The following is a 26,515-nucleotide window of genomic DNA, read 5'->3' as shown; positions in this document are numbered from 1 at the left end:
GGTAACGTAATATTGCTTAATCTATAAACCACATATTTAGGAGGATATGTCAAGATATTTATATAAAAAATCCAGAATATAAGCCCAGAATGGTTGAATTTTCAGCATTCTGGGCTTAAGTTGACCACATTGGGGTCAGACCCCATAAAGAAAAAATAAACATTTCTAAAGAATTTATAAACAAAACAAAAGGAGCGGTAGCTCCCTACGCTGCTCGGACAAGTCAAAAATCTTTTGATAAATCGCATCCCTCTCCGTGGTGAGCAGTAGGCAATGATCTATGGATCGGCGAAAATGTGAGAAAAAAATTTGATTAAAAACTAATAACTTTGTGTTCTAAAGCAATATTACTTTAAAAATTGTACATTGAATAGAGGGACAAATGATGAAAATTAAATCTGTTGTAAAAACTAATAAAGATCTGAAAAAGAATGGATATAAAATGATTCGGAAACTCCATAAAATGGAAAAGAAAAAAGGGGCTGAAAAAGCATATGGAGCTTCGTTTGAGAATACATACATGTTTGTTTTGTATTGTAAAGGACTGACAGAACTTATCGAAATGGAGTATGGCGAAACTGATGAGTTTGTTTTTTCGTTTAAGAAAAAATGTATAAAATTTAACCAAAAAGCTGTATCCAGCATTATAAAAAGAAAATATGTTCGATATTTTATTGCGGAATTTTTGATATCATGGTATTATATATGTATGAAAGAAAATCTTATACATTACCGCACTTGTGTGTAATATTAATTACCATATGGTATGGTCAGTGAAATACCTGAAGGGGATCTCCGGCAGGAAACTTTTCGAATGTTTTCCGGAAATAAGAAACCAGCTTTGGAAAGGGGAGCTGTGTAACCATTCCTATTATGTGGAAACGGTCGGATCTGTATCGGAAGAAAACATCCGCAGGTACATCGAACATCAGAGCAAAGCTTACTGATACGATGGAGGAGAGGAAATGCTTCTGTCAAAGAAAACATCCATAAAGGTCAGCCGGGAATATGCGAACCTCATCGGGCATATGTGCTATGCAGCATCCAAGCTCTGGAATGTCTGTAATTACGAGCGTCAGCATTACAAAGAAACAGGGATGGAGCAGTATCCTGACTGGTACTATCAGAAAAAAGCCCATAAAGAGGATCTGTGGTATAAACAGCTCCCGTCCCAGACCGCCCAGGAAGTCTGCAGGCTGCTGGAAAAGGCATGGAAGTCTTTTTATGCCCTGAAAAGAACCGGGGGGATTGAGACTCCCAGACCGCCGCGGTTTAAGCAGGAAAGTATCCCCATTACCTATATGCAGATGGGGATCGTGCATGAGCGGGATACGGGCAGAGTCCGCCTGTCCCTTCCAAAGGCATTAAAAAAATATATGGAAGAAACGTATCAGATCCATGAAAACTTTCTTTACCTTGAAAATAAGATTTTCAGGGGCATGGACCAGATCAAACAGATGCGGATCTATCCGCCGGAGAAGGGAAGCTGTAAAATTATTGTTGTTTATGAGGTTCCTGACCAGGAAGAACTTCCACAGAACGGACATGAACTGTCTATTGATCTGGGGCTTCACAACCTTATGACGTGTTATGATTCTGGAAATGGGAAGACGTTTATCCTGGGCAGGAAGTACCTTGCACTGGAAAGATATTTCCATAAAGAGATCGCAAGGGTGCAGGCCCAGTGGTATGGGCAGCAGTCCGGAAAGGGAGTAAAGCATCCGGTCACATCAAAACATATCAGGAAGTTATATAAGAGAAAACAAGACTCAGTAACGGATTATCTGCACAAGCTCACAAGATATCTTGCAGAATACTGCCGGGAACAGGGAATCACCTGTGTCGTTACAGGGGATATCCGGAACATCCGGAGAGAAAAAGACCTGGGACACAGGACAAACCAGAAGTTCCATAGCCTGCCGTATAACAGGATCTACATCATGCTGGAATATAAGCTGAAAAGATATGGGATCCGTTTTGTAAAACAGGAAGAAAGTTATACTAGCCAGTGCAGTCCGCTGTCACCGGAAGTAGGGAAAAGATATGCGGAACCGTCTAACCGGAAAGAGAGAGGATCATATAGGGATGGAAACAGAGTCTATAATGCAGATGCGGTAGGCGCATATAATATCCTGAGAAAATATCACTCCGTATCCGGAGTAAAAAGAGAACTGTCCGTAATCGGACTGAAAACACCGGAAATAATAAAAGTAGCTGTATAGCTCTAAAGAGCAAACAGTAGTGGTGCCATGGATGCACCCTGAATTAAGGCGGTATCCCGCCTTAATTCAGATGCTCTGGTAACTCAGTTACCGAGTAATTCACAAAAAGTGTACAGTATCTGGATCTGCCTCGATAATATTCCCAGGAAACTGGAAAATACCATATCATATTATAAGATGCAGAATTACAAAAATGAGGGAATCAAAGACAAAGAGTTCCGAATTGATTCCAGGGAATCAGATCTTTTGGAGATTATAATAGTACGGCTCGGTGGAGAAGGACAGGAAGAAAAGGGACTTTTGGATCTCTTATATGGATTATTTTCCGGAAACCAGAAAAAAGTATTATCATATATTCCAGATTCGGATAATTAAGTTCGTCAGAAGGAGGTGTCTGATATGTTAAGTATGATTTCTTATGCAGAGGAAAATGGAATAAAAAAGGGCGAAAAAAAAGGTGAAAAAAAGGGTGAAAATCGATTAGGAGCACTTATAAATATTCTATTAAAGAATAAACGTTATTCAGATGCTGAGAAAGCATCTGAGGACGAGGTGTATCGTGAACAACTATATAAAGAATATAAATTATAGAAATGGGTGGTTATTTTGAAAACTCCGGGGACTTAAATTTTCGACGACTGGTGATGCTCGAAAGGGTGCTCGTTTCAATCGGAATTGGAGTCTGCATCCTATGAAGTCCAGGTTTTAGTTTTTGCCATTCTAAAGATAGTCTCAGCATATTGTGCTTTTGTCAAGGACATTGAGGTCAGACCGTGCGTCCAGCAAAGGGCATGCAATTCGACAGGTGGAAATCCTGTCAAATAAGCTGTTAACCAACACACAGCATTTGAAGCGAGTCTTGGGTGTGTTGCAGTAATGTAACGTGCTAAGCGTAGACAGCAAGGTAGTAGGGATAGCTATTGAGCACCGAAATCCCAAGTATTTCCAGAGTGCCGACTCTGTGGTCTGAGGGGAAGGCAATATGTGGGTTTATCGATACGGTGAGATTTCACACAGCTCTGCGGTGTCGGAAGGAACTATTCATGCTATACAAGGATTGTACGTCAACTGGAGAGAGCCTATACTTTCTCTATTTTAGAGAAAAGAAATGGAGTATGTGGTGAAATTGCCGAAAAAAGTAAAATGAGTGTATGTGATTGGATAGAACAGCAGCAGGAAATTATGGAGAAAAGGAGTAATCATTATGGTATACATGTAGAGCTTAGATGCCAGTGGGCTGATTATGGTTACAGTTTTCATGATCGTTTTCTCATGGTGCTTAATTTAAATCAGGGTACCTCTTCTGTCTGGTCACTGGGTACATCTGTGAATAGCCTTGGAAATAAACATCATATTATTCAAAGTGTGGAACATCCACAGATGATGATAGACGCATTTGAAGAATTATGGAATGAGCTGGATGCTCCGGAATGCCTGGTATGGAAGAAAGGAGTATGATGGAGAAGACAATAAAAAAAGATATTTGGGAAATGATCAGTTCGGTGAGTTATAGTACTCATATTGCTGGTAACGCAGGAAGGGCTGATCAGAAATTTTTTGAACATTTGCAGGAAGGTATTGCTGATAATGATTTGGATAAGATATATGAATTCATTGATGCGTATGAGAGGGGAAAAAGTATAAAACCTGATGAATTAGTCTGCAGATTGTTTCAAAAAGCATATAGGGAGGACTCTGCACGTTTATGCCAGCTTTTGGCAGAGAAAAATAACATTGTAGATTATTGGATATTTCTTTCAACTTGCTGTGAAACAGATATGCTTGTGGATTTTGCAAAGATGGATGTAGCATATCCTTGTTTCTATTATGAATGTGCCAGGATTTTGTTGAAACGGACATCGGGTATAGATGAAAAATGCAAAGAGGCAATAATTGCAGCGGTCAAGAGAATTGCTGACAGGGATTTGGCGTTGTGGGAGCGCTGGGTACAAAGAAAGGAACATAATACAAATTGGCAGCAGCTTCTTTTTAGTGTTCTTTCTAAAGTCAGCAGAGAAGCGCTGAAGCGTTTTGCACAGACAATCAATCTGGATATGATGCTGCAGAATCATAAAGAGGATATTGTGGCTTGGGAATTTGAAAGGTTATCGGATACATCAAAAAAATATATCTTAGAAAATATAAGTAAAGATATTTTGGAGAATTGGAATTTATTGTTCGAGAAAAAGAAGAAAAAACATGAGAATTTAAGAGAAATATGGTTTTCTGGTTACTTTAGTTTAATTTTGAATTCTCTTCAATATGATTTGAAAAATAAGGAGGAGTGGAAACTTAGTTTTTTAAATTACGAAAATGTATGCATGGTATGAGAAAACGACACATATGTGTTGCGCTTTTTTCTATGATATAACGCAGATATTTTATATTGTACTGGCAGGGCAGGAAAAGCAGATTATAGAGGCGGATGAAAGCGTGACTCAAAGTATCAGGAAGATACAGTTATTTATACGGCGGCATGAGGATTATTGGAAGGATCATGTTAAACAAAAAATAGAACTGGAACATAGACTAGAGGCGATGTTGTAGATTTAAGTGGAAATTCATAACCAGTAAAGGACAAAGGATGAATATTTTAATAGTAGGAAATGGATTTGATTTGGCACATGGTTTGCCCACGAAATATGCGGATTTTCTGAAGTTTATAGATTTTTTTTACAAGCATAAGGCACAAGAAAGTTCAAGATTAGAATTGATTGCGGGAGAGGATATCAATTGCTATAAGTATTTTACAGACTTATTTAACAGTAAACAAGATTCTGAATTTGATCAGTATTTATACAATCAATCAAGGAAAACCATTCATGAGTTAAGCGATTTGTGCAAGGATAATGCATGGATTAAATATTTTTCAGAGGTGTATAAAAGCAGAGAGCAAAAAGGAAAAGACGGGTGGATTGACTTTGAAAGTGAAATTTCCCTGATTATACAGACATTCAACAGTGTAAGCAGGGATATACAAGAGACCATACAAAAGGGAGGCGTAGGAACGGTGCTTTCACAAAGGCAATTAAACGTTCTTGCACTATTTTTGGAAAAGATGGATAGTTCATCAGGAATGGCGACCCATGTCTGGAAAAAAGAAGAAATTGACTCTTGGAAACAGAAACTTTTGGAGGATCTGAATAAACTTACACGTGCACTTGAAATTTATTTCTCAGATTATATTGAGAATTTTATGCTGGGAAATGGACTGCCAGATATAAAAAATTTGCCATATTTGGACAAAATCTTATCGTTCAACTATACATGTACATATCAGGGAATATATGGAAAACATCAGTTTTTGGAGTTTGATTATGTGCATGGAAAAGCTGATTTAAGGAATGATATCCAATCTACAAATATGGTGCTTGGAATTGATGAATATCTGGAAGGAGATGTGAGAGATAAAGACCTCGAATTTATAGAATTTAAGAAATTTTTTCAAAGAATACATAAGGAAACAGGGGGCTTATATGAAGGCTGGCTTGAGGAAATTCAGTCTGAGAAAAAAATATATGAAATATCAGCAATCGTTAAAGAGAATGGAATAGTTAAAAAGCATCACAGAGTAGTTAAGTACCATAAAGTTTTTATATTTGGACATTCATTAGACATTACGGATAAGGATATATTAAGAAAATTTATTTTAAACGAAAATGTTAAGATAATAATTTTTTACACTGATAAAGAGGATTATAAAAAGAAGATTATCAATCTGATAAAAATTATAGGGCAGGATGAATTGGTAAAGAGAACGGGTGGGAAAAATAAAACAATAGTGTTTCAAAAGATAAATACGTGCACATTGGAATCTGATTCCATGAGGGAAAAATAAAAAAGAATAAAGCAGGGGAAGATTTGTGAATCCAGACAATAGTGCATTTCAGTTTGCTCTGAATTCCAGAATATATGTGGATAAGACAGATCTTATTAGTATGCACGATGGAGAAAGAGATGAAGAAATGTCTTGTCAATGATTGACAATCGGTAGTATATCTGCTATATTGAGACATATATCTGAGAAAAATCGTTAACCGTTCGGTTATTTAATTTCCCTGTGTGACAATATGATAGAAATGATATACAGAAAAACATGACATATTAAAAGTAAAGGGTGATAAGATGCTTACAATTGTAAATGGAGTTACATCTAAACAGGTGCTTGCAAATGAAATTATAAATCTTTTGGAAACAATGGGATTAGACGGATATTTTTATTTGGGCTACCCTGTTTTAGGGGGAATTGATGGAAAAATTAAAGTTGATGCATTGTTAGTGAGCGAACAGACGGGTATTGTGCTTTTTGATCTGGAAACATTAGCAGAAGAAAATATGGAAGATAAAATTCAGTTATTGGATGAACTATATAATAATATGGAAGCCAAGCTGAAAAGATATGGATATCTGTCAAAAAGACGAGTTTTACAAGTGCCGATTAATGTACTGTCTTATGCACCCCTTTATAAAACGAAGAGTGATGAAATTTGTACATCAATAGAAGAAGTAAAGGAATATTTAGAAAGTCTGGAATGGAAACAGGGCGAAGAATATTATAAGAAATTACTGGAAGCGATTCAGATGATTTCACAACTGAAAAAAAGAGGTGGCAGAAAAAATCTTCAGAAGGCTTCGTCAAGGGGATCAAAATTAAAAGCAATTGAAGACCAGATTTCCTGCCTGGACAAGTATCAAAGTAAGGCAGTCATTGAAACGGTAGAAGGTGTTCAACGAATCCGGGGGCTGGCAGGATCGGGAAAAACAATTGTTCTGGCATTAAAGGTAGCATATCTGTATACTATGTATGAAAATAAGATGATAGCAGTTACATTTAACAGCCGGGCATTAAAGGGTCAATTTATTCAACTGATCACAAACTTTATTGTTGAAAATACAAATGAGGAACCTGATTGGAGCAGAATTAAAATAATTCATGCATGGGGAAGTAAAAATTCAGAAGGTCTGTATTTCAATTTTTGTAAGGCAAATAATCTAGTTTGTTATGATTATATGGATGCGTGCCAGAAATATGGAAGAAATTCATCTGCTTTTGACAGAGTATGTGAAGAAGCCGTAGAATCAGTAACGAATCCCCAGCCATTGTATGATGTGATTTTAGTAGACGAAGCACAGGATTTTTCAAAATATTTTCTTCAGATGTGTTATATGTCACTCCCACATGAAAGCCGTATGCTTGTATATGCATATGATGAACTCCAAAGCCTGGATAACAAAAACGTTGAATCTCCGGAAGACATTTTTGGATACAGTAATGGACGGCCGAATGTAGTGCTTGATAACAGTAATGGTAAGGCGGAGGATATTGTCTTATCAAAATGTTATCGTAATTCAAGACCAGTTCTTATTACAGCACACAGCCTGGGATTTGGAATTTACAGAAAAAAAGAGGCACGGGAGGAAACATCGTTAGTTCAATTATTTGAAGATAAACAGTTATGGGAAGATATTGGATATACAGTGAAAGAAGGTGTGATCAGAGATGGAGAATTTGTAACGCTATATAGAACAGAAGAAACAAGTCCTGCATTTTTAGAGGATCATTCGTCAATTGACGATCTTATACAATTTAGAAGATTTGAAAATAATGTACAGGAAGCGGATTGGATAGTTGAAGATATCGAAAAAAATCTGCATGATGAAGAATTAAGATATCAGGACATTATGATCATTCACCCTGATCCCAAAATTACGAAGAGTTACGTGTCACATATCCGTGTTAAATTAATGGAAAAGGGAATTAAATCGCATATTGTTGGGGTACAGACAACACCAGATGATTTTTTTCAGGAGGATTCTATTGCAATCTCTCAGATTTACAGAGCAAAAGGAAATGAAGCAGCAGTTGTTTATCTGATAAATGCGGATCTTTGCGCAAGAGGCATCAACTTATCAAGAAAACGAAATATTATATTTACTGCTATGACAAGATCGAAGGCATGGGTACGGGTTAGCGGAATCGGAGATGATATGGATCTGTTAATACAGGAGTTTAACAGCGTTAAGGAAAGGAATTTTCAATTAGAGTTCACGTACCCGGACAAATCACAACGAAAGAATATGAGAATTATTCATAGAGACATGACTCAAAATGAATTAAGAGATATCAGAAAAAGCAATTCTAATCTGGCGGATATTACCAGTAAACTTGCAAATGGAGAAATTCGAAAAGAAGATTTAGATGAAGATACTGTGAATCGCTTAAAGGATGTGCTGTATAATTGAAAGAACAAGAAAAAGTATTTCGAGAGTTAAAGAAAGTTACAAGGGAATTGATCAGATGTGGACTGGCAGAAGAATATAACTATCCTGTAATTCAACAAATGGATATTGTATGGGAAAAATATCAAAATATTTCGTTATATTTAAGGAATATGGATTACAGTACAATTTATGATGAAATAGAAAAAAATCATAATTATAATGTTAAATTGCCAGATGGTGGTATCATACAGTTGATGTATCGCTTTAATAGAACGGGAACAGAATTGATTTCGCACAGATTGGGGTATTATCCATCACCGTCGTATGAACTTTATCAGAATGATCCGGAATTATACGATGTTGACTATATTTACGGAGATATTTTAAATAAATCTGTATTGCCTGTGATTATTCGAGCTGATTACAATCGAGATCCGGAGGAGAGCGAACTGCATCATCCATATTCACATATTACTTTAGGGGGATATAAAAATTGTAGAATTCCTGTAGATCGTCCAATATCACCGATGAAATTTGTGAAATTTATTATGGAACATTTTTATTATGTTCCGAGTTCACAGTTGGAATTCAATTTTGAAATTGAGGGTATAGTAGCTTTCGAAGAACATATTGCAGAAAAAGACATAAATAAGAGCAGAATAATAGTATGAAAATGGAGAATGAAATGTGGGGAATGTTTGGGTCTGACACTATGAAGTATAAATAAAAAGAATGAAGCAGCGCTAAAAGATCTATAAAAGAACAATAAAATCGGATATGGAGTGGTAAGAGAGAAGAAAAAAGCCAGAGAAAGAGTGAGCAGGAAATTATAGTGTAAGTAGTTTATTGACAAAAGAGATAAGAGGTCATATGATAATGGTGCATGCGTTGGTAGATTTTTAGACGAGCACAAAAAAAGGGTAAAAATGGTAATTTACAGAAAATTCAGTTAATTACTTGTAAAAATAGCTCTAGGAAAGCAGTAAAATCAAGGGTTCCGAGAGGCTACCGTAGAAACGAAAGTAAGCCCGAAATTCCGAAAAGAAAAAGAGAGCATCAGATATATCCAAGAGAAGAATCTCCGGATATGCTGATGCTTGACTTGTTTTTAACTCATTTAAAGACAATGAGGAGCTGTCAGAAGAATATGAGGCTATCGTATAGATGTTTTGAGTTAAGAAGGGATACGTGGAATGAATAAGTAGAATTCTGTAGTTGCTATGTTCCCTCAAAAGATATATACTTAAATTACAAATAAAAGCTGGTCAAGGGAGAGACTTATGGATGTGAAAGACAGTATTTCTGTAACACTAAAGACGATAGATGGAAAAGAAACGAAAGATCAGTCAGCAAAGAATATTTTTTCATATAAACCAATTATGAGTAATATTCTAAAATATACTGTAGAAGAATATAGAGACTGCTCCCTGGAAGAAATTATGAATTGTATAGAAGGTGATACGATTCAGACAGGAACCGCGTTGGTAGAAGAGGATATGGCAAAAACCATACGTGGAGAGGATATAGAATTTCATACGACAGATGAAGCACCGAAAAATGTCGGGGTCTGACCCTATGAAGTACCCAAGAAAAGAAGTAGAGGATTTGATTGGCGTAGGAACAACGAAAGCATCAAATAGAATAGATTTCTGCACAATTATACTTATTTCTGTATCTCCCAAATGCGGAGATACAGGAGTAATTTACAGGCTCTCTTTCTTGTCCATCCGGCAGCGTTTATCCAGGTGGCGGTTGATCAGAAGCAGGAATACAATTGTTGAGAGGACAGAAGAGATTCCGTCAGCAACAGGTTCTGCGAAAAAAGCCGCTTTTGCACCAAAGAAAGAAGGCAGGACAGCTGCACTGATCACAAAAAGAGATTTTCTGGTAACGGAGAGCGCAAGTCCTGTCTTTGGACATTCCAGGGCAGTCAGCCCGTCTACAAAGACATACTGGAAGCTTAGCGGAATGATCATCAGTGTATAGGTACGGATGACCCAGACAGAGAATCTGATATACTGTGGATCAGTGGTAAACAGAAGAACAAAGTACCGGGGAATAAACCGGGAGAGAAGGAACATGATGGTGGTAAAGATAAGCATTACTCCCAGAATGTTCCTTTCTGCGTCCTTGACCCTGTTTACGCATCTGGCACCGTAATTGTAGCTCAGGATTGCCTGTGTACCTCCGCTGATCCCGATCATAGGTGAGGTGATCAGAAGCAGATAGCTTTGAGCAATGGTGGCACAGGTGATCAGCATATCGCCCTGGGAAGCACCACCATATTTCTGGAGCACTGTATTCATAAAGATCAGGATCAGGCTGTCTGTGGCCAGGATCAGAAAAGGAGAAAATCCCAGGGAAAGGATTTTTTTTATGACTTTTAAGTTGTATTGTCCGAAGGTAATCTTTACAGGAACCTTTTTTCCTAACAGGAAGGTCATTGCAAAGATGCAGGAGAGTATCTGCGAAATAACCGTTGCAATGGCAGCGCCGGAAATTCCCATATGAAAACCAAAAATAAAAATCGGGTCTAACAGGATGTTACATCCTGCGCCGATCAGTACGGTAAACATTCCTACAAGGGGGAAGCCCTGACAGTTGATAAAGTAATTAAGCCCTGTAGCCATCAGTGCGAAAAAGGTACTTGTTGTATAAATGGTCAGATAGGTATTGGCAAAGGGAAAAGTAGCCCCACTTGCGCCAAACCACATAAGCAGCTTATCTTTTAGAAGAAGAAAGCTGATAGTCAGCAGAACAGAAAAAATACTGAGCACCAGAAAAGAATTCGCCAGTACCTGTTCTGCTTTTTTATGATTTTTTTCTCCCATTCGGATTCCCATGGTAATGGAACCTCCGATTCCTACCAGAGTGCCAAAAGAAGTGAGAAATGTAACGATAGGACCGCATACCCCTGCACCTGCAAGAGCCAGTGCACCATTTTGGGAAATATGTCCGATATACATCCTGTCAATAATGCTGTAAAGTACATTGACAAATTGCGCGGTCATAGAAGGGATGGCAAGCTGGAGCACCAGAGTGCGTACGGGTGCCTTGCCAAGATTTGCTGTTGTGTTCATTTTAATTTTCCTCATCCATTCGACAGGGACTGCCGCATCTGTATGTGCAGCAGCCCCTGTTATTAATCATTGTCAATTCTAACAGATATGGACAGAAAAAGCTATGATTTTTGAGATATTGTCCTTGTAAAAGATATTGAGAATAGCCTCTCGGGGTCAGCCTCTCGGGGTCAGACCCTAAATGGATATAAACTGCCGGAGATTCTGGAAAAATATCTTGGAAAGAAAGAGACGGGGCTGTTTCTGGATCTGGCAGCTTATTCTCTTATCAGTGAAAATAATGCCGCACAGTATTATCCTTCTTATGCTTACAGTTTGTAATATATAAACCGAAGGAAGCCTATACCGGGCTTCCTTTTTAAATATCAGGGGAGATCGAGGTCTCTTATCTTCAGATATTCCACAAGCTTAAAAGACATTCTCAACAGAAACTCTGTCATGGGATCGTTTAAATCGGCTTTACCTATTTCAATGATTTTTTCCATTCGATAAGCCAGCGAATTCCTGTGAATACACAAAATGTTAGCTGTTTCCTTATTGTTATGGAAACACTGTAGATATACCTCAAGTGTATGGTAAAGTTCATTTCCCGTTCTCTGGTCATATTTATTCAGTCTGTAAAGGGCAGGGTGGATATAATCTGCAAGTTTTTCTGGTTCTTTGATCTTGTTCATCATTTCGTAGAACTCAATTTCAGAATACCGATGAATTTGATGCTCCATCGGATACCTTCGATCCCATGATATTTCCTTCTTAAGGTTATCAGGGATTCTGTGATTCCATTCAAGAACTGTCCGCGCCTGCTGATAAGCTCTGTAAAATTCATCCATTTTTGAAAAAACCAGGGAGATTCCTACATCCAGATGATACTCTGCCATCGTTTTAAGCATTATTTTTTGAGTATCTACCAATATAACAGAACTCTGATCTGGTACAAGAAGGACTAGTGCATTGTCGTGGACAGTCATATATGCTTCCGGAAAGATATGTCGGATCACAGGATAAAGCTGCTGCTTTAATTTATTTTCCTTCAAAAATGTCTTCGGTTGGATACAAAGTGCATACATTGCATCAGATACTCGAAGATGAGAAATGGAATCTGCCAATATATCAGCCGGAGTTCCAATCAGCAGGGCTTCAAGAAGCTGCTGATCCGCACTGGTGTACTGAAACAGTTCAGGATGATAATGTCCAACTACAGAGCTGATTGCCCGGCTTACCTCACTCATAGCTGCTAAGTGTTCTGCGGTAAAAGGGATATTGTTTCCTATCATTAGAACAAAACCAACCTGAACACCGTTTAAAAACACTTTCGAACTACATTTACGATATGGTGATTCCGGGCAAGATACTTCAACAGCCTCAATGCTGGCTGAAGCCCCCTGGACAGCTTCCAATGACATTACATTTTTAATGAAATCGTATGTACAATATCCACGTTCAATATTCTTTTTCCATAATTTATCCGTAACCGGAATTGATGTGGAATATGACAGGATACGGAATTTCTTGTCACAAAATACCAAGGAATATCCTAATTTGATGGATGCAGAGTTAATCACTTCATCCAGACTATGGGAAGAGTGGCCTTTTCGAACCAGTTCTTCATATAAACTAACCTGTTCATGTGTCTGAAGAAACTGTTTTGCTGCATTAAAAACCGCAAAAAGCTCTTTTGCCTGTACTGTTGCACGATCCGTGCAAGAATAAGGAAAAAGATAGTTTTCTCCACGAACAAGGATACATTGAGAAGGCTGCATATCAGGAGACAAGACATTTGGATAACCAAAATAGACAATATCTGTGGCATATCTTGTTTGAGTGCCATCCAACAGTTCTACATCTCGTATTTCATGAAGATCAGTAGAACAATTTAGTATTATGTTAAAAGTTTTTTCATTTTTTAAATAATTAATAAGATCGGAAAACAGCATTTTCATACTCCTCTTTACAATTCTTTATGAATAATGCACAGTGTTTTGCGGATTATTATTAATTATAGTGCATTGTGCATAAATTCACAATGTCTTTTTTATATTTATGCCGTTGTTTTTTTACAAAGAAAATGTTATTTTTAAGCCATAATATCAAGAGACACAAGTAAAGGAGGGCGTACATGTATCAGGAAATTTTTAAACAGGGAAAAATTGGAAATATTACACTTAAAAACCGACTTGTAATGTCACCGATGGGTACAAGCCTGGCGGAGATGGATGGGTCTCCATCGGAAGACATGATTGCATTCTATGAAGCACGTGCAATTGGTGGCGCAGCGCTTATTATTCCGGAGATTGCAAGGGTAAACGATCTGCATGGTGCAGGGATGATGCGTCAGCTGTCTGTTTCAAAAGACAGACATATCGAAGGTCTTGCAAAGCTTGCAGAAACAGTACATAAATATGGGACAAAGATATTCATCCAGCTGCATCACCCTGGACGTGAAACAGTAACTGCTCTTACAGGCGGCCCGGTAGTATCTGCTTCAGCAATACCGTGCAAATATCTTCAGCAGGAAACAAGGGCTCTTTCAACAGAAGAAGTAAAAGCTTTGATCCAACAGTTTATCTCAGGTGCTGTACGAGTAAAAAAGGCGGGTTGCGATGGAGTAGAACTTCATGCGGCTCATGGGTATCTATTACAACAGTTTCTTTCCCCTTACACAAATAAACGCGAAGATGAGTATGGTGGTTCCTTTGAAAACAGGCTTCGTATGATCACTGAGATCATAAATGGAATCCGTGTACAGTGTGGACCAGACTTTCCAATCGGTGTCCGTTTAAGCGTGGAAGAATTTCTGGATAAGACAGGAGTAACAGAGGATTATATCCATATCCAGGATGGAGTTAAGATTGCAATGGCGCTTGAGAAATGCGGGATTGATTTTATTGATGTGTCTGTTGGTTTATACGAAACAGGAAGTGTATGTGTAGAGCCAATCTCTTTCCCCCAGGGTTGGAGAAAAGATCTGATCAAGGCTGTAAAAGATCACGTTTCTATTCCAGTGATAGGAGTTTCCTGCATACGTGAACCACAGGTAGCTGAGAATTTTTTGAAAGGAGGTATTGTTGATTTTGTCTCCATGGGAAGAAGCTGGCTCGCAGACGAACAGTGGGGACTCAAGGTACTTGAAGGAAGAGAGAATGAAATTTGTAAATGTATCAATTGTCTGCGCTGCTTTGAGAGCCTGAATGCATGGATGGGCGCGGGTATTCCGGCGGAATGTGCAGTTAATCCACGTGCATGCCGCGAACGTCTTTATGGAAATGCAGAATATGACACTCAGGAACATAAGGTAGTAGTTGTGGGTGGCGGACCATGTGGTATGATCGCTGCTAAAACACTTGCTGAACGCGGCATGAAGGTAACACTGGTTGACCGCCAGAGTGAGCTTGGAGGTACGATAAACCTTGCAAAGAAGCCTCCTTTCAAAGAACGTATGGGCTGGATTGCCGATTATTATAATGTTGAATTTGAGAAACTTGGAGTTGAATTAAAACTTGATATGGAAGCGACTGCGGATAAAATTGCAGAAATGAATCCGGACGCGGTACTTGTAGCAACAGGTTCTAAATCTGTCATTCCAGGATCTATTCCCGGAATAACCGGAGAAAATGTATATACGATCGAAGATATTCTTGTCGGAAAAGCCGGATTGAAGAATAAAAAAGTAATGATCATCGGAGCAGGTGTTACGGGACTTGAAACAGCAGAATATCTCTGTCACGAAGGAAATACTGTTGTGCTTGCGGATATGCTTGACAAAGTTGCTCCTAATGCAAATCATACAAATGTTGCAGATGTATGTGGAAGATTGAAAGAATACAATGCCCAGTTCATGATGGCACATGCCCTTAAAGAGATCAAAAAAGATGGAGTTGTTCTTGAAAGATTGAACGATAAGATAAATGTGGAAGTCGCTGCAGATGCTGTTGTTCTTTCACTTGGTTTCCGTCCGGACAACCATCTTGTTGAAGAATTAAAAGAAAAAGGAATCCATGCTCAGGCTATCGGAAATGCTGTGAAAGACGGTACGATTGCTCCTGCATCCAGAAGTGGTTTTGAAGCAGCAAGGAAATTGTTTAAGACATCTGTCAAAACTCCAAGCTTTATCACCGCTCCGGAGGAAATGCCTAATTTCGGTAAGATCTCTCTTATGAAAAATCAGGAGGGAATATATCTTGCATACCTCACCGATCCTGCGGCTATTGCAAAGGTTCTGCCTGCACCGTTAAAACCATTTTCCGTGCCTGTAGTTACGGTATCTGTGTGCCATGTTAAGGAGCCTACCTTTGCTGATGATTATTATGAAGCAATCCTTGGTGTTTACTGTACATATGGAACACAGCTTGGATTATATCCAATAGGGCTTGTACTTGGGGGAACCGGTGCAGAAATGGCAGTTCAGTGTGGACGTGACAATGGATCAATTCCAAAGAAACTGGGATCTGAATTTGTAATCCGTCGAAACAATGATCATGTGACCGCTCAAGTCTGCCGTCGTGGTACTGAACTTGTAAATATTGATCTCAAGATTGGTGAATATAATAACGCAATGACCGGAATGCTGTATCAGTTCCCAGAATCCGGTAAAAAGACATACGGCGGTGGTTTCTACTTCCACCTTGACCGCGAACCGGATAAAGAAGGAAAATCACATTTCCAGAATGGTGCTCTGCTTCAGAATCTCTGTGAATACAATTACCATTCATGGGAGCCTGGTTTTGCAGCGATTAAATTACAATCGTCCATTGATGATCCATGGGGAGAACTTCCAATCAGAACAGTCATTGGAGGTGCGTATTCCTCAAATGATCTGATGGTTCATAAACTGAATTTATGTGAAGAGATTGACGCAGATGTTCTGGCACCGTATCTGCTTACCGCACGGTATGACAGAACAGCATTCATGGAAACAGGAAGAAGATAAGGAGGGCATTGCCATGAAGTTTGAAAACAAAGTAGCAATCATTACCGGTTCAACAAGAGGAATCGGAAGAGCAACCGCAGAACTCTTTGCAAAAGAAGGAGCAAAAGTCATAGTTGTTGGAACAAAGGAAGAACTGGGAGAAAGCTGTGTGAATGAAATCAAGGCGGCCGGAGGAGAAGCAATTTTCTGTAAAACAGACGTGACATCTGATGAAAGTCTTGATAACCTGGTTAAAACAGCTCTGGACGCCTACGGAAAAATAGACATTCTCGTTAATAATGCAGGAGTAGGCGGAACAACTGCCAATATGAATCAGATCACAATGGATGAATGGAACACTGTTCTTGCAACAAATCTCACAGCACCATTTGTTCTTTGCAAGAAAATAATCCCTATTATGGAAAAACAAGGAGCCGGAACCATCGTCAATGTAGCTTCCATGGCAGCAACCGCAGCTGGCCGCGGAGGGCTTGCTTACACTTCTGCCAAACATGGCCTTCTTGGACTCACCCGTCAGATGTCATTGGATCATGGACGTACAGGAGTGCGTATAAATGCTGTTCTTCCAGGACCGATTGCAACAGATATGATTGCACGTGTGCTTGCAGTTCCACAGCATCCGGTGACAATGAAGATTGGAATGAGTCCGGCAAAACGTCCTGGAGAACCTATCGAAGTAGCACAGGCTATTGCATTCCTCGCATCAGACGAAGCTAGTTTCATCCATGGAGCAGCTTTGGCTGTAGATGGCGGATATACGATATTTTAAAAATAATTGATATGCATTGGAAAAAGGAGTCGTTTGGACTCCTTTTTTTCAGTACGTAAGATCTGACTGCGGAGATAAATCGAAATATAGTACCATTAGGAAAATCATCCAACAGGTATTGATACTACTTCTTATTGACGCTATAATTAGTTTAAGAATAAACGAAGGAGGATTTCACGATGAAAAAAAATCAGCATTTGTTCCTATTAATTTTTCTTTCACTATTCCTGCTTTTGGGAATGCAGGTAAGCGTGTCTGCCGCTATGCAATCCGGCGATTATAATTATACCGTATCAATTACCGGAAAATATCCTGATCAAAAAAGCACCATTTACCGTCAAAAAAATGGTACTTATACGAAACAAAAACTCATAACAGTCTCTGGCTGTGCTACTCCTAAATTAGTATATAAGAATGTACTGTATTATGAAAAAGACCACATGCTGCATGATATTACATCCGGGCATTGAAGAATTTTTTAATTATATGCTTGAACAGTACAGAATTCCGGGACTTGCAAAGGTAGCAGGAAGTTTCTGTGCGATAATGTTTGTGTTTGCGATTGCATTCTGGATAATGCCGATTATAGAGAAATGGAAATTCGGATATCATAAGCTGTGCTATTATTCAAAACAGATATCTAAGATATATGCTGTACATATAGGTGTATATTATGTGATTGGCGGTTTTGCTGCTTTTGGTGGATTCAGTGTAAAAGGATGCCTGATATGGTCAGTTATTGTGCTGGTAGTAACGGATTTGCTGGTTCAGGGATATATTTCGATTGTAAATAAGATAAAGAGTGGAAAAAACTAATAGAAAGCAACAGGAGCATATCATGTACATTCAAAATTATACAGAAGAATTAATTAAACTGAGACGATATTTCCATCAGCATCCAGAGCTTGCGCTTCAGGAGGTAGAAACTTCTGCATATATTCAAAAGTATCTGAAAAATTTAGGGTATGAAGTAAACCATGTAGAACCTACAGGAATTATTGCAGAACTTCCAGGTCTTTCGGACAGAGAGAAAATGGTGGTTCTCAGAGCTGAAATGGATGCGCTGCCAATACAGGAGCAGACGGATATGGCATATGCTTCGGTAAATGATGGATGTATGCATGCATGTGGACATGATTTTATTATTGCTGCTGCGTTGATTTTGGCGAAAATTGTGGCAGAAGAACAGGAGAATTTTCCTGTCAGGATTCGTTTTCTTTTTGAACCTGCAGAGGAGATCGGAGAGGGAGCAAAAAGGATGCTTCAGGCTGGCGCTTTAGAGAACCCGAAAGCGGATGCTTTCCTGATGTTTCATTATGCAGCAGATATGACACTGGGGATGGCGGTTCATCAGGGACAGGCATCTTCTATGATCAACAGTATGCAGATTCATGTTCATGGAAAATCCAGCCACTGGTGCGAGGCAGAGAAAGGGATTGATGCCATTTATGCCGCCTCACAGGTAGTCAGTGCTATTCATGATCTGAATGAAAATTTCAAAAAGAAACATATAAATCCAGGAAAATATATCGTAGGAATTGGTACAGTTCATGGTGGTGAATATACGAACATTGTTGCAGATCATGTAGTGTTGAATGGAAACATCCGTGCAGTTCATGAAGAAACATATGTTGCGTTAAAGGAAGAACTGGAAAAATGTCTGCAGGAAATTGAGATAAGGACAGGGGCAGACATCCATATGGAATTTCCGAAATCTCCGGTGTATGCATTCGCAAATGATGATGAACTGGTACAGACTGCAAAATGTGTCGGGAAAGAAATATTTGGTGAAAAGTTTGTTCTGGAGGGAGAAGACGAACTGTTTTTATCCGGTGACAATGCCTATCGGTACTTCAGGGAAACAAAAGGGCTGTTTACCGTATTTCTGGCAGGAATTCGCGGAGAAGAATATCCCCTGCATCACCCGAAATTTCGGCTGGATGAGAGGATTCTTCCATTCAGTGCAGAAGCACTGTATGAGATAGTCAGGAGAATAGGAAGCAAAGATATTACGGATTCGTTCACATGAATATTGGTATGGTAACTCCTGAGATGCAGGGGCGTCAGCTTTTTTGATAAAATTATGTATAAAAGCAGATAGAGCTGATTTTATGTAGTGAAAAGTAGAATCAGGTGATGATCTTTTCTGAGACTTATCTGGTTATTATTTTAGTGTACTAAGTAAATAAGGCAGAGTATGTCTCAGATATTCCTTTTGCTGCAGTGGATTATTCAGAAAAGCATCGGAGCAGGCGAACCAGGTATAACAGGTATCTTTGGTGGCTGCTTTCCGGTGCTTTTTACCAATTCCGGATCCGAGAGATTTTGGGATGACAGAGTCTTCTTCCGGAAGATAATAATAATCTTTCGGATTGGGATAGTATTGTTTCAATTTGCTATTTTCTGCTTTGGCAATAAATTTCACGAGTTCATCTTCCCCTGTCAGATAAAACTGTTCATTTCCATTAGAAAATTTCTGCGGCAATTTACATGGAAGCTTCATTTCCAGAATCAGGTTTTCACCGTCAAATTCCACATATGTAATTTCATATTCTGAATTATAAATGCAAAGATAACCAAGCATTTCAAAAATTCTCCCAAGTCCGAGTACATCTTCCAGATTATGGCCAAGGACTTCATCAGATATAACATGGTCTCTCTTTTTCAGAAAATCTTTATAAAGCTGAATGCATTCTTTTCCATTGTCATAAATTCGATTTTTGATTCCGAGAAATTCCTCCAGGCATGGCTGTTTCATGGCCGGGAGTTTCAAAAGTGTCTTTAATGGCTTCAAGGTCAGGTAGAGATCCAGGGAAATTTTTCCTTCAAATGGGGATGGAAGACCATATTTTTCATATCTGGCTTCCAGATAGGGCTGATCGAAGCGTTCTCCATTGTAAGAAATCAGGCAATCATACTGTTCAAGGAATTGTGAAAAAATTCTCAGAATTGTTTCTTCTTCCTTGCTATTTTCGGCCATCCATTGATAAAAAGTCCAAGTTTCATCTTCAATTCCAACAGCTCCGACCAGGTATAAATACGTGGTTTTTCTTGATAATCCGGTGGTTTCAATGTCGAAAAAAACAGGTGAAAAATTGTATTTCCGGAAGAATTTTCCAGTGAAAAAATTAACAGTCTCAAAGTCTGGAAACCCTTGTAAAATGGGCATTTTTTTAACAATCATGTTAACATTTTTTCCTTTCTGAAATTGTATTTAATTATACACAAGAAATTGAAATTTGGGTAGTGCTTTTTTTGAAAAAATGGTTTATAGTATAACTGTAAGTGATAAAAATATACAAAAAAGGGAAGAAAAAGCATGTGGAATTTATCAATTTTGAGGATTGATTTTCAACACCTCATGAATTGGCTTATCATATGTAGTTTCTTTAGTCTGTATAAAAGGCTTGTTATATCTCAGATAGGAAAAAAGCACTCTTGAGATGCTTAATATAAAAAGGAGGGAACGAAATGGGAATTTTAACCTTTAAGGGTGGTGTTCATCCTTATGACGGAAAAGAATTATCCAAGAACAGTCCGGTAGTGAAATATCTGCCTAAGGGAGATATGGTATATCCTCTTTCCCAGCACATCGGTGCGCCGGCTGCGCCGATAGTTCAGAAAGGAGATCATGTGCTTGCAGGACAGAAGATCGCAGATGCGGCAGGATTTGTCTCATCACCGATCCACGCATCTGTTTCCGGTATGGTAAAGGGAATAGAGCCACGCCTGACAGCAACAGGATCCATGGTTAATTCTATTATTATTGAGAATGACCAGAAATATGAGAGTATAGAATACACTCCTGCGAAACTGGAGGATTTATCAAAAGAAGAGATCCTTGCAAGAATCAAAGAAGGAGGAGTTGTGGGAATGGGCGGTGCCGGATTCCCGACACAGGTAAAACTTGCTCCGAAGGAACCGGATAAAATTGATCATATCCTTGTAAACGGTGCTGAGTGTGAACCGTACCTTACCAGCGACTACAGAAGAATGTTGGATGATTCTGAGAAGCTGATCGAGGGTTTGAGAGTTATGCTGAAGCTTTTTGACAATGCGAAGGGATATATCTGTATTGAGGATAATAAGCCTGACTGTATTGCGAAGCTGAAAGAGATGGTAAAGGATATTCCGCGTATTGAAGTTGCGGAGCTGATGACTAAGTATCCACAGGGTGGTGAGCGATTCCTGATCAAGGCCGTTACAGACAGAGAGATCAACTCCACCATGCTTCCGGCAGATGCAGGATGCGTAGTAGATAACGTAGATACAGTGATTGCTGTTTACGAAGCTGTTATCCTTGGAAAACCTGTTATGGACCGTATCGTAACAGTAACAGGACAGGGAATTAAGAATCCTCAGAACTTTGATGTTCTTTCAGGAACAGATATGGCAGAACTGATTGAAGCTGCCGGTGGTCTGACAGACAATGTATCTAAAGTGATTTCCGGTGGCCCTATGATGGGATTTGCCATGTATGATACTCATGTACCATGTATTAAGACAAGTTCTGCATGCCTCTGCCTGGAGAAAGATGATGTGGCAGATGCTGAACAGACAGCATGCATTAACTGCGGCAGATGCGTAGGAGTCTGTCCTGGGCATGTCATTCCTGCAAGACTTGCAACTTTTGCAGAGCATGGTGACATGGAGAGCTTCCAGAAGTTTGATGGTATGGAATGTTGTGAGTGTGGCTGCTGTAGTTATATCTGCCCGGCCAAACGTCCGCTGACCCAGATGATCAAATCTATGCGTAAGATGGTTCTGGCAAGCCGTAAGAAAAAGTAAAAGGGGGACATCATAATGGAGCAGATGTTACATGTATCATCCAATCCCCATGTCCGGGATAAGATGACAACAAGCAAAATCATGCAGCTGGTTGTGTTAGCGCTTTTGCCGACCACGCTGTTTGGAATTTATAATTTTGGCGTTCGCGCATTACTGGTAGTAGTGATCACAGTTGCTTCCAGTGTATTCTTTGAGTGGATCTATGATAAGCTGATGCACAAGAAGAATACGATCACAGACTTCAGTGCGGTTGTTACAGGTTTATTACTTGCATTAAACATGCCGGTATCTATTCCACTCTGGATGCCTGTACTTGGCAGCGCATTTGCAATCATCGTTGTAAAACAGCTTTTCGGAGGTCTGGGACAGAACTTTATGAACCCGGCGCTGGCAGGAAGATGCTTCCTGATGATCTCTTTCGCAGGAAAGATGACAGACTTTGCAGTAAGTGATAAGTTCAGAGGTGCTGTGGATACAGTATCCGGTGCGACTCCGCTGGCAGCCCTGAAACAGAATGGATTTACAGACAGCTCTGTATCCGTATTACATATGTTCCTTGGTGATATCCAGGGTACGATCGGTGAGACATCTGCACTTGCGATTCTTATCGGTGCAGCAATTCTTCTGATTTTCAAAGTTATTGACCTTAAGATTCCGCTTACTTATATCGGATCTTTTGCAGTATTTGTAATCCTCTATATGTTAGGAACAGGAAAAGGATTTGACGTAAATTATCTGTTTAGCCACATCTTTGGTGGTGGTCTGATGCTTGGTGCATGGTTTATGGCTACAGATTATGTCACAACACCGATCACACCTAGAGGACAGTATGTATATGGTGTCTGTCTTGGTGTGCTGACCGCGATTTTCCGTCTTTTCGGCGGTTCCGCAGAGGGCGTATCCTATGCGATTATTTTCTGCAACCTGTTAGTTCCTATGATTGAACGTGTGACTCGTCACCCGGCATTTGGGAAAGGGGGCAAAAAAGCATGAGTAACAGAATTATCAAAGATACGATCGCTATTACAGTGATCACACTTGTTGCCGGACTCGCACTTGGTGTAGTCCAGGATATCACAGCAGATCCGATTGCAAAGCAGGAAGCGCAGGCGAAACAGGATGCGTACAAAGCAGTATTTGTTGACGCTGACAGTTTTGATGTAGTAGATGTAGACGCAGATGCGCTCCAGTCTTTCCTGGACGAGAACGGATATGCCGCACAGTCTATTGATGAGACAATGCTTGCGAAAGATGCTTCCGGTAATGAACTGGGATATGCATTTACAGTAACTACTTCTGAAGGTTACGGCGGAGATATCCAGTTTGCCATGGGTATTCAGGATGATGGAACATTAAACGGAATTTCCATTCTTTCCATCGGTGAGACCGCAGGTCTTGGTATGAGAGCAAACACAGATGCATTTAAAGATCAGTTCAAAGATAAGAAAGTTGATAAATTTGAATATACAAAAACAGGTGCCACAGCGGACAATCAGATTGATGCTTTAAGTGGTGCCACGATCACAACGAATGCCATGACAAACGGTGTCAACGCCGGTCTTTGTGCATTCCAGTATGAGAAAGGAGGAAATCAGTGATGAAACCAAACACACCTGCAGAACGTTTGTATAACGGAATCATCAAAGAAAATCCTACCTTTGTACTGATGCTTGGTATGTGTCCGACACTGGCCATCACCACATCTGCAACTAATGGTATCGGAATGGGACTTACTACAACCGTAATTCTTGCGGCATCTAACCTTATGATTTCTCTGTTACGTAACTTTATTCCGGACAGAGTACGTATGCCTGCATTTATCGTAGTTGTTGCTTCATTTGTAACAGTTGTACAGCTCCTTTTACAGGGATTTATCCCAAGTCTGTATGACTCTCTTGGAATCTATATTCCTCTGATTGTAGTAAACTGTATCATCCTTGGACGTGCAGAAGCATATGCATCCAAGAATAAACCGATTGCTTCTTTATTTGATGGTATTGGTATGGGACTTGGATTTACCTTGAGTATTACCTGTATCGGTGCAGTTCGTGAGCTGATCGGTGCCGGTTCTATCTTCGGACACCAGATTCTTCCTCTGGCAGATGCTGCAGCAGGTAAAGCTGGTTATGAACCAATTACGATCTTTATTCTCGCACCTGGAGCATTCTTTGTTCTGGCAGCTCTTTCAGCATTACAGAACAAATTTAAACTTGGTGCTGCCAAACGTGGCATTGATCCGAGTAATCCGGATTGCGGCGGAAGCTGTGCAGCCTGTGGAAATACCATGTGCAAGGGAAAAAGGGGGTAATGGATTATGAAAGAACTTTTGATCATACTTGTAAGCTCAGCAATCGTAAATAACGTAGTCCTCAGCCAGTTCCTTGGTCTTTGTCCTTTCCTTGGTGTTTCCAAGAGTGTGGAGACAGCAGCCGGTATGGGCGGCGCGATCATTTTCGTTATCACACTGTCATCTTTTGTGACAGGTATCATTTATAATGCTATTCTGGTTCCTACAAACCTGACTTATCTGCAGACAATCGTATTTATCCTTCTGATTGCTGCACTGGTACAGTTTGTAGAGATGTTCCTTAAGAAAGCAATGCCTTCTCTGTATCAGGCACTTGGTGTGTATCTTCCTCTGATCACAACAAACTGTGCTGTTCTCGGTGTTGCCCTTACAAACGTACAGAAAGGATACAATGTCCTTCAGGGAACAGTTAACGGATTTGCAACAGCAGTCGGCTTTACGATTTCTATCGTGCTGATGGCTGGTATCCGTGAGAAAATCGCATACAATGACATTCCAAAATCCTTCCAGGGATTCCCTACAGTTCTGCTGACAGCCGGACTGATGGCAATTGCCTTCTTCGGATTTTCAGGACTGATTTAAGGAGGGGACTGGTATGAATATAGGAGCAATTATCGCGGCAACTGTACTGGTTGCGGCAGTAGGCCTTTTTATCGGTATTTTCCTTGGAGTGGCCGGTAATAAATTTGCTGTGGAAGTAGATGAGAAAGAAGTAGCCGTACGTGAGGCTCTTCCTGGAAATAACTGTGGTGGCTGTGGTTATCCTGGCTGTGATGGTCTGGCAGCAGCAATCGCAAAGGGTGAGGCACCTGTAAACGGATGTCCTGTAGGCGGTGAGCCTGTCGGCAAAGTGATCGCAGCGATCATGGGACAGGAAGTTGTTGAGACAGCCCGTCAGGTTGCATATGTGAAATGTGCAGGTACCTGTGAGAAGACAAAAGATAATTATGAGTACACAGGTGTGGAAGATTGCGAAATGATGGCATTCATTCCTGGCGGCGGAGCTAAGGCGTGTGGATTTGGATGTCTTGGATTCGGAAGCTGCGTGAAGGCCTGTCCGTTTGGCGCGATTGATGTAGTGAACGGTGTGGCTGTGGTTGACAAAGAGGCATGTAAGGCATGCGGTAAGTGCGTTGCGAAATGTCCGAAACATCTGATTGAGCTTGTTCCTTATGATCAGACTACATTTGTACAGTGTAGTTCTCATTCAAAAGGTAAGGCTGTTACTTCTGCCTGTGAGGTGGGATGTATCGGATGTAAGAAGTGTGAGAAGACTTGTCCGAATGGGGCAATTACGGTTGATAATTTCTGTGCACATGTAGATTACAGTAAGTGTACAAACTGCGGAGCCTGCAAAGAGGCTTGTCCGAGACATATTATTCAGTGATTATGGAGAGAACTGCTATGGGAAACTATGGCAGTTCTTTTTAAATAATGTCCTGCGTTGTACTAGAAAAAACTAAATAAATTTATTTCAGGAATCCGAATATACGTTTGCGTTCTGGGAGGGGATGTGTTATGATGGTTCAGAAGTGATGAAGATGGAAACGGAGGAAGCATTATGATTGCATTTGTTCGTGGAACGGCGGTGGATATGACCGAGAATTCTGTCATTGTTGAGGCAGGGGGAATCGGGTATGAGATATATATGACGGGTACGGATCTTTCGCAGATTCATATGGGAGAGGAAGTGAAGATTCATACTTATTTTAATGTGAGAGAGGATGCCATGCAGTTGTATGGTTTCAGGTCTAAGGATGATTTGCAGATGTTTAAGCTGCTTCTGGGCGTGAACGGAGTAGGGCCGAAGGCGGCTGTTGGAGTTCTGGCGGGAATTACTGCGGATGAATTGAGATTTGCGATTCTTTCGGATGATGTGAAGACTTTGTCTAAGGCTCCTGGAATTGGTAAGAAGACAGCCCAGAAATTGATTCTTGAGTTGAAGGATAAGATGAAGCTGGAGGATGCTTTTGAACTGAAGCTGGCTCATGAGCAGGAGAAGGCTGTTGCAGGACTTGGAGAGATTTCGGATGGCAGACAGGAAGCTGTGGAGGCGCTGGTTGCGCTGGGCTACAGCAGTACAGATGCACTTCGCGCTGTGCGTAAGGTTACGGATGTGGCACCGGATGATGTGGAAGGACTGCTGAAGGCTGCGTTGAAGAATTTTTAAGTGATTGTTGAAAGGTCAGGAGCAGTATT

The 26,515-nt window shown here is 40.0% G+C and carries 23 protein-coding genes and 1 pseudogene; 21 read left to right on the top strand and 3 right to left on the bottom strand.

The window, feature by feature from the left end; all coding sequences use genetic code 11:
* Positions 1-709: 709 nt before the first annotated feature.
* The 9 genes and pseudogenes from ACTNC0_RS02755 to ACTNC0_RS02715 all read left to right on the top strand — a co-directional run bounded on the left by ACTNC0_RS02755 (position 710) and on the right by ACTNC0_RS02715 (position 10,015).
* A pseudogene (locus tag ACTNC0_RS02755) lies at positions 710-947 on the top strand (transposase).
* Positions 948-965: 18 nt separating this feature from the next.
* Entirely contained in the window at positions 966-2,222 is a 1,257-nt protein-coding gene (locus ACTNC0_RS02750; protein ID WP_441086263.1) for an RNA-guided endonuclease InsQ/TnpB family protein, read from the top strand.
* 399 nt (positions 2,223-2,621) lie between these two features.
* Positions 2,622-2,813, top strand: a complete 192-nt coding sequence (locus ACTNC0_RS02745; protein WP_133303294.1) for a hypothetical protein — start codon at positions 2,622-2,624, stop codon at positions 2,811-2,813.
* 591 nt (positions 2,814-3,404) lie between these two features.
* Positions 3,405-3,680: a hypothetical protein gene (locus tag ACTNC0_RS02740; RefSeq protein WP_441086262.1), complete on the top strand. Its 276-nt coding sequence runs from the start codon at positions 3,405-3,407 to the stop codon at positions 3,678-3,680.
* Positions 3,677-4,552, top strand: a complete 876-nt coding sequence (locus ACTNC0_RS02735) for a hypothetical protein (protein WP_441086261.1) — start codon at positions 3,677-3,679, stop codon at positions 4,550-4,552. The genes ACTNC0_RS02740 and ACTNC0_RS02735 overlap by 4 nt, the downstream gene beginning before the upstream one ends.
* Before the next feature lie 254 nt (positions 4,553-4,806).
* Positions 4,807-6,060, top strand: coding sequence for an AbiH family protein (locus ACTNC0_RS02730; RefSeq protein ID WP_441086260.1), 1,254 nt, complete (start codon positions 4,807-4,809; stop codon positions 6,058-6,060).
* Positions 6,061-6,347: 287 nt separating this feature from the next.
* Positions 6,348-8,465 (top strand): DEAD/DEAH box helicase, encoded by a 2,118-nt coding sequence (locus tag ACTNC0_RS02725; protein ID WP_118575914.1) that lies wholly within the window; start codon positions 6,348-6,350, stop codon positions 8,463-8,465.
* The gene (locus tag ACTNC0_RS02720) at positions 8,462-9,115 is read left to right on the top strand and encodes a DUF2290 domain-containing protein (protein WP_055152347.1); all 654 of its coding nucleotides are present in this window, start codon (positions 8,462-8,464) and stop codon (positions 9,113-9,115) included. The genes ACTNC0_RS02725 and ACTNC0_RS02720 overlap by 4 nt, the downstream gene beginning before the upstream one ends.
* Positions 9,116-9,724: 609 nt before the next feature.
* Positions 9,725-10,015 (top strand): hypothetical protein, encoded by a 291-nt coding sequence (locus tag ACTNC0_RS02715; RefSeq protein WP_441086259.1) that lies wholly within the window; start codon positions 9,725-9,727, stop codon positions 10,013-10,015.
* Positions 10,016-10,147: 132 nt separating this feature from the next.
* Here the strand turns inward: ACTNC0_RS02715 and ACTNC0_RS02710 are convergent, their stop codons facing one another.
* Positions 10,148-11,524: an MATE family efflux transporter gene (locus tag ACTNC0_RS02710; RefSeq protein ID WP_441086258.1), complete on the bottom strand. Its 1,377-nt coding sequence runs from the start codon at positions 11,522-11,524 to the stop codon at positions 10,148-10,150.
* Positions 11,525-11,889: 365 nt separating this feature from the next.
* Positions 11,890-13,458, bottom strand: coding sequence for a PucR family transcriptional regulator (locus tag ACTNC0_RS02705; protein ID WP_441086257.1), 1,569 nt, complete (start codon positions 13,456-13,458; stop codon positions 11,890-11,892).
* 182 nt (positions 13,459-13,640) lie between these two features.
* Between ACTNC0_RS02705 and ACTNC0_RS02700 the strand changes: the two genes are divergently transcribed.
* The 5 genes from ACTNC0_RS02700 (at position 13,641) to ACTNC0_RS02680 (ending at position 19,249) form a co-directional block, all read left to right on the top strand.
* The gene (locus ACTNC0_RS02700; RefSeq protein WP_441086256.1) at positions 13,641-16,451 is read left to right on the top strand and encodes an oxidoreductase; all 2,811 of its coding nucleotides are present in this window, start codon (positions 13,641-13,643) and stop codon (positions 16,449-16,451) included.
* A 13-nt stretch (positions 16,452-16,464) separates the two neighbouring features.
* Positions 16,465-17,220 carry an SDR family NAD(P)-dependent oxidoreductase gene (locus tag ACTNC0_RS02695; RefSeq protein WP_441086255.1) on the top strand — a complete coding sequence of 252 codons (756 nt, stop codon included), beginning with the start codon at positions 16,465-16,467 and terminating at the stop codon, positions 17,218-17,220.
* A gap of 179 nt (positions 17,221-17,399) precedes the next feature.
* A complete protein-coding gene (locus ACTNC0_RS02690; RefSeq protein WP_441086254.1) occupies positions 17,400-17,690 on the top strand; it encodes a hypothetical protein in 291 nt (96 codons plus the stop codon).
* On the top strand, positions 17,647-18,036 hold the full coding sequence (locus ACTNC0_RS02685) for a hypothetical protein (RefSeq protein WP_441086253.1): 390 nt from the start codon (positions 17,647-17,649) through the stop codon (positions 18,034-18,036). The genes ACTNC0_RS02690 and ACTNC0_RS02685 overlap by 44 nt, the downstream gene beginning before the upstream one ends.
* A gap of 22 nt (positions 18,037-18,058) precedes the next feature.
* Positions 18,059-19,249: a M20 metallopeptidase family protein gene (locus ACTNC0_RS02680; RefSeq protein ID WP_441086252.1), complete on the top strand. Its 1,191-nt coding sequence runs from the start codon at positions 18,059-18,061 to the stop codon at positions 19,247-19,249.
* 135 nt (positions 19,250-19,384) lie between these two features.
* Here ACTNC0_RS02680 and ACTNC0_RS02675 read toward each other — a convergent pair whose 3' ends face one another.
* A complete protein-coding gene (locus tag ACTNC0_RS02675) occupies positions 19,385-20,389 on the bottom strand; it encodes a ribonuclease H-like domain-containing protein (RefSeq protein ID WP_441086276.1) in 1,005 nt (334 codons plus the stop codon).
* A gap of 302 nt (positions 20,390-20,691) precedes the next feature.
* Here ACTNC0_RS02675 and rsxC point away from each other — a divergent pair, with 302 nt between their 5' ends.
* The 7 genes from rsxC to ruvA all read left to right on the top strand — a co-directional run bounded on the left by rsxC (position 20,692) and on the right by ruvA (position 26,486).
* Positions 20,692-22,008: an electron transport complex subunit RsxC gene (gene rsxC / locus ACTNC0_RS02670; RefSeq protein ID WP_117677358.1), complete on the top strand. Its 1,317-nt coding sequence runs from the start codon at positions 20,692-20,694 to the stop codon at positions 22,006-22,008.
* A gap of 15 nt (positions 22,009-22,023) precedes the next feature.
* Positions 22,024-23,001 carry an RnfABCDGE type electron transport complex subunit D gene (locus ACTNC0_RS02665; protein ID WP_441086251.1) on the top strand — a complete coding sequence of 326 codons (978 nt, stop codon included), beginning with the start codon at positions 22,024-22,026 and terminating at the stop codon, positions 22,999-23,001.
* Positions 22,998-23,606, top strand: coding sequence for an RnfABCDGE type electron transport complex subunit G (locus ACTNC0_RS02660; protein ID WP_441086250.1), 609 nt, complete (start codon positions 22,998-23,000; stop codon positions 23,604-23,606). Before ACTNC0_RS02665 ends, ACTNC0_RS02660 begins: the two co-directional genes overlap by 4 nt.
* A complete protein-coding gene (gene rsxE / locus ACTNC0_RS02655; protein WP_117677355.1) occupies positions 23,606-24,316 on the top strand; it encodes an electron transport complex subunit RsxE in 711 nt (236 codons plus the stop codon). Before ACTNC0_RS02660 ends, rsxE begins: the two co-directional genes overlap by 1 nt.
* A gap of 6 nt (positions 24,317-24,322) precedes the next feature.
* Positions 24,323-24,898: an electron transport complex protein RnfA gene (locus ACTNC0_RS02650; protein WP_441086249.1), complete on the top strand. Its 576-nt coding sequence runs from the start codon at positions 24,323-24,325 to the stop codon at positions 24,896-24,898.
* Between the two features lie 13 nt (positions 24,899-24,911).
* Positions 24,912-25,703 carry an RnfABCDGE type electron transport complex subunit B gene (locus ACTNC0_RS02645; protein ID WP_441086248.1) on the top strand — a complete coding sequence of 264 codons (792 nt, stop codon included), beginning with the start codon at positions 24,912-24,914 and terminating at the stop codon, positions 25,701-25,703.
* A 174-nt stretch (positions 25,704-25,877) separates the two neighbouring features.
* Positions 25,878-26,486, top strand: coding sequence for a Holliday junction branch migration protein RuvA (gene ruvA / locus ACTNC0_RS02640; RefSeq protein WP_117845857.1), 609 nt, complete (start codon positions 25,878-25,880; stop codon positions 26,484-26,486).
* Positions 26,487-26,515 lie beyond the last annotated feature (29 nt).

Source organism: Blautia sp. HCP3S3_B11 (assembly GCF_052064435.1).
Taxonomy (GTDB): domain Bacteria; phylum Bacillota; class Clostridia; order Lachnospirales; family Lachnospiraceae; genus Blautia_A.
Note: the sequence above shows the minus strand (reverse complement) of the source record. Positions and strands in the feature narration are given on the sequence as shown.

Coding starts and splice junctions, on each gene's coding strand:
- ACTNC0_RS02745 (WP_133303294.1), top strand. CDS start 2,622: ATGTTAAGTATGATTTCTTATGCAGAGGAAAATGGAATAAAAAAGGGC.
- ACTNC0_RS02665 (WP_441086251.1), top strand. CDS start 22,024: ATGGAGCAGATGTTACATGTATCATCCAATCCCCATGTCCGGGATAAG.
- ACTNC0_RS02715 (WP_441086259.1), top strand. CDS start 9,725: ATGGATGTGAAAGACAGTATTTCTGTAACACTAAAGACGATAGATGGA.
- ACTNC0_RS02675 (WP_441086276.1), bottom strand. CDS start 20,389: ATGCCCATTTTACAAGGGTTTCCAGACTTTGAGACTGTTAATTTTTTC.
- ACTNC0_RS02705 (WP_441086257.1), bottom strand. CDS start 13,458: ATGCTGTTTTCCGATCTTATTAATTATTTAAAAAATGAAAAAACTTTT.
- ruvA (WP_117845857.1), top strand. CDS start 25,878: ATGATTGCATTTGTTCGTGGAACGGCGGTGGATATGACCGAGAATTCT.
- ACTNC0_RS02685 (WP_441086253.1), top strand. CDS start 17,647: ATGAAAAAGACCACATGCTGCATGATATTACATCCGGGCATTGAAGAA.
- ACTNC0_RS02650 (WP_441086249.1), top strand. CDS start 24,323: ATGAAAGAACTTTTGATCATACTTGTAAGCTCAGCAATCGTAAATAAC.
- rsxE (WP_117677355.1), top strand. CDS start 23,606: ATGAAACCAAACACACCTGCAGAACGTTTGTATAACGGAATCATCAAA.
- ACTNC0_RS02645 (WP_441086248.1), top strand. CDS start 24,912: ATGAATATAGGAGCAATTATCGCGGCAACTGTACTGGTTGCGGCAGTA.
- ACTNC0_RS02680 (WP_441086252.1), top strand. CDS start 18,059: ATGTACATTCAAAATTATACAGAAGAATTAATTAAACTGAGACGATAT.
- ACTNC0_RS02710 (WP_441086258.1), bottom strand. CDS start 11,524: ATGAACACAACAGCAAATCTTGGCAAGGCACCCGTACGCACTCTGGTG.
- ACTNC0_RS02700 (WP_441086256.1), top strand. CDS start 13,641: ATGTATCAGGAAATTTTTAAACAGGGAAAAATTGGAAATATTACACTT.
- ACTNC0_RS02730 (WP_441086260.1), top strand. CDS start 4,807: ATGAATATTTTAATAGTAGGAAATGGATTTGATTTGGCACATGGTTTG.
- ACTNC0_RS02660 (WP_441086250.1), top strand. CDS start 22,998: ATGAGTAACAGAATTATCAAAGATACGATCGCTATTACAGTGATCACA.
- ACTNC0_RS02740 (WP_441086262.1), top strand. CDS start 3,405: ATGGAGAAAAGGAGTAATCATTATGGTATACATGTAGAGCTTAGATGC.
- ACTNC0_RS02735 (WP_441086261.1), top strand. CDS start 3,677: ATGATGGAGAAGACAATAAAAAAAGATATTTGGGAAATGATCAGTTCG.
- ACTNC0_RS02690 (WP_441086254.1), top strand. CDS start 17,400: ATGAAAAAAAATCAGCATTTGTTCCTATTAATTTTTCTTTCACTATTC.
- rsxC (WP_117677358.1), top strand. CDS start 20,692: ATGGGAATTTTAACCTTTAAGGGTGGTGTTCATCCTTATGACGGAAAA.
- ACTNC0_RS02725 (WP_118575914.1), top strand. CDS start 6,348: ATGCTTACAATTGTAAATGGAGTTACATCTAAACAGGTGCTTGCAAAT.
- ACTNC0_RS02750 (WP_441086263.1), top strand. CDS start 966: ATGCTTCTGTCAAAGAAAACATCCATAAAGGTCAGCCGGGAATATGCG.
- ACTNC0_RS02695 (WP_441086255.1), top strand. CDS start 16,465: ATGAAGTTTGAAAACAAAGTAGCAATCATTACCGGTTCAACAAGAGGA.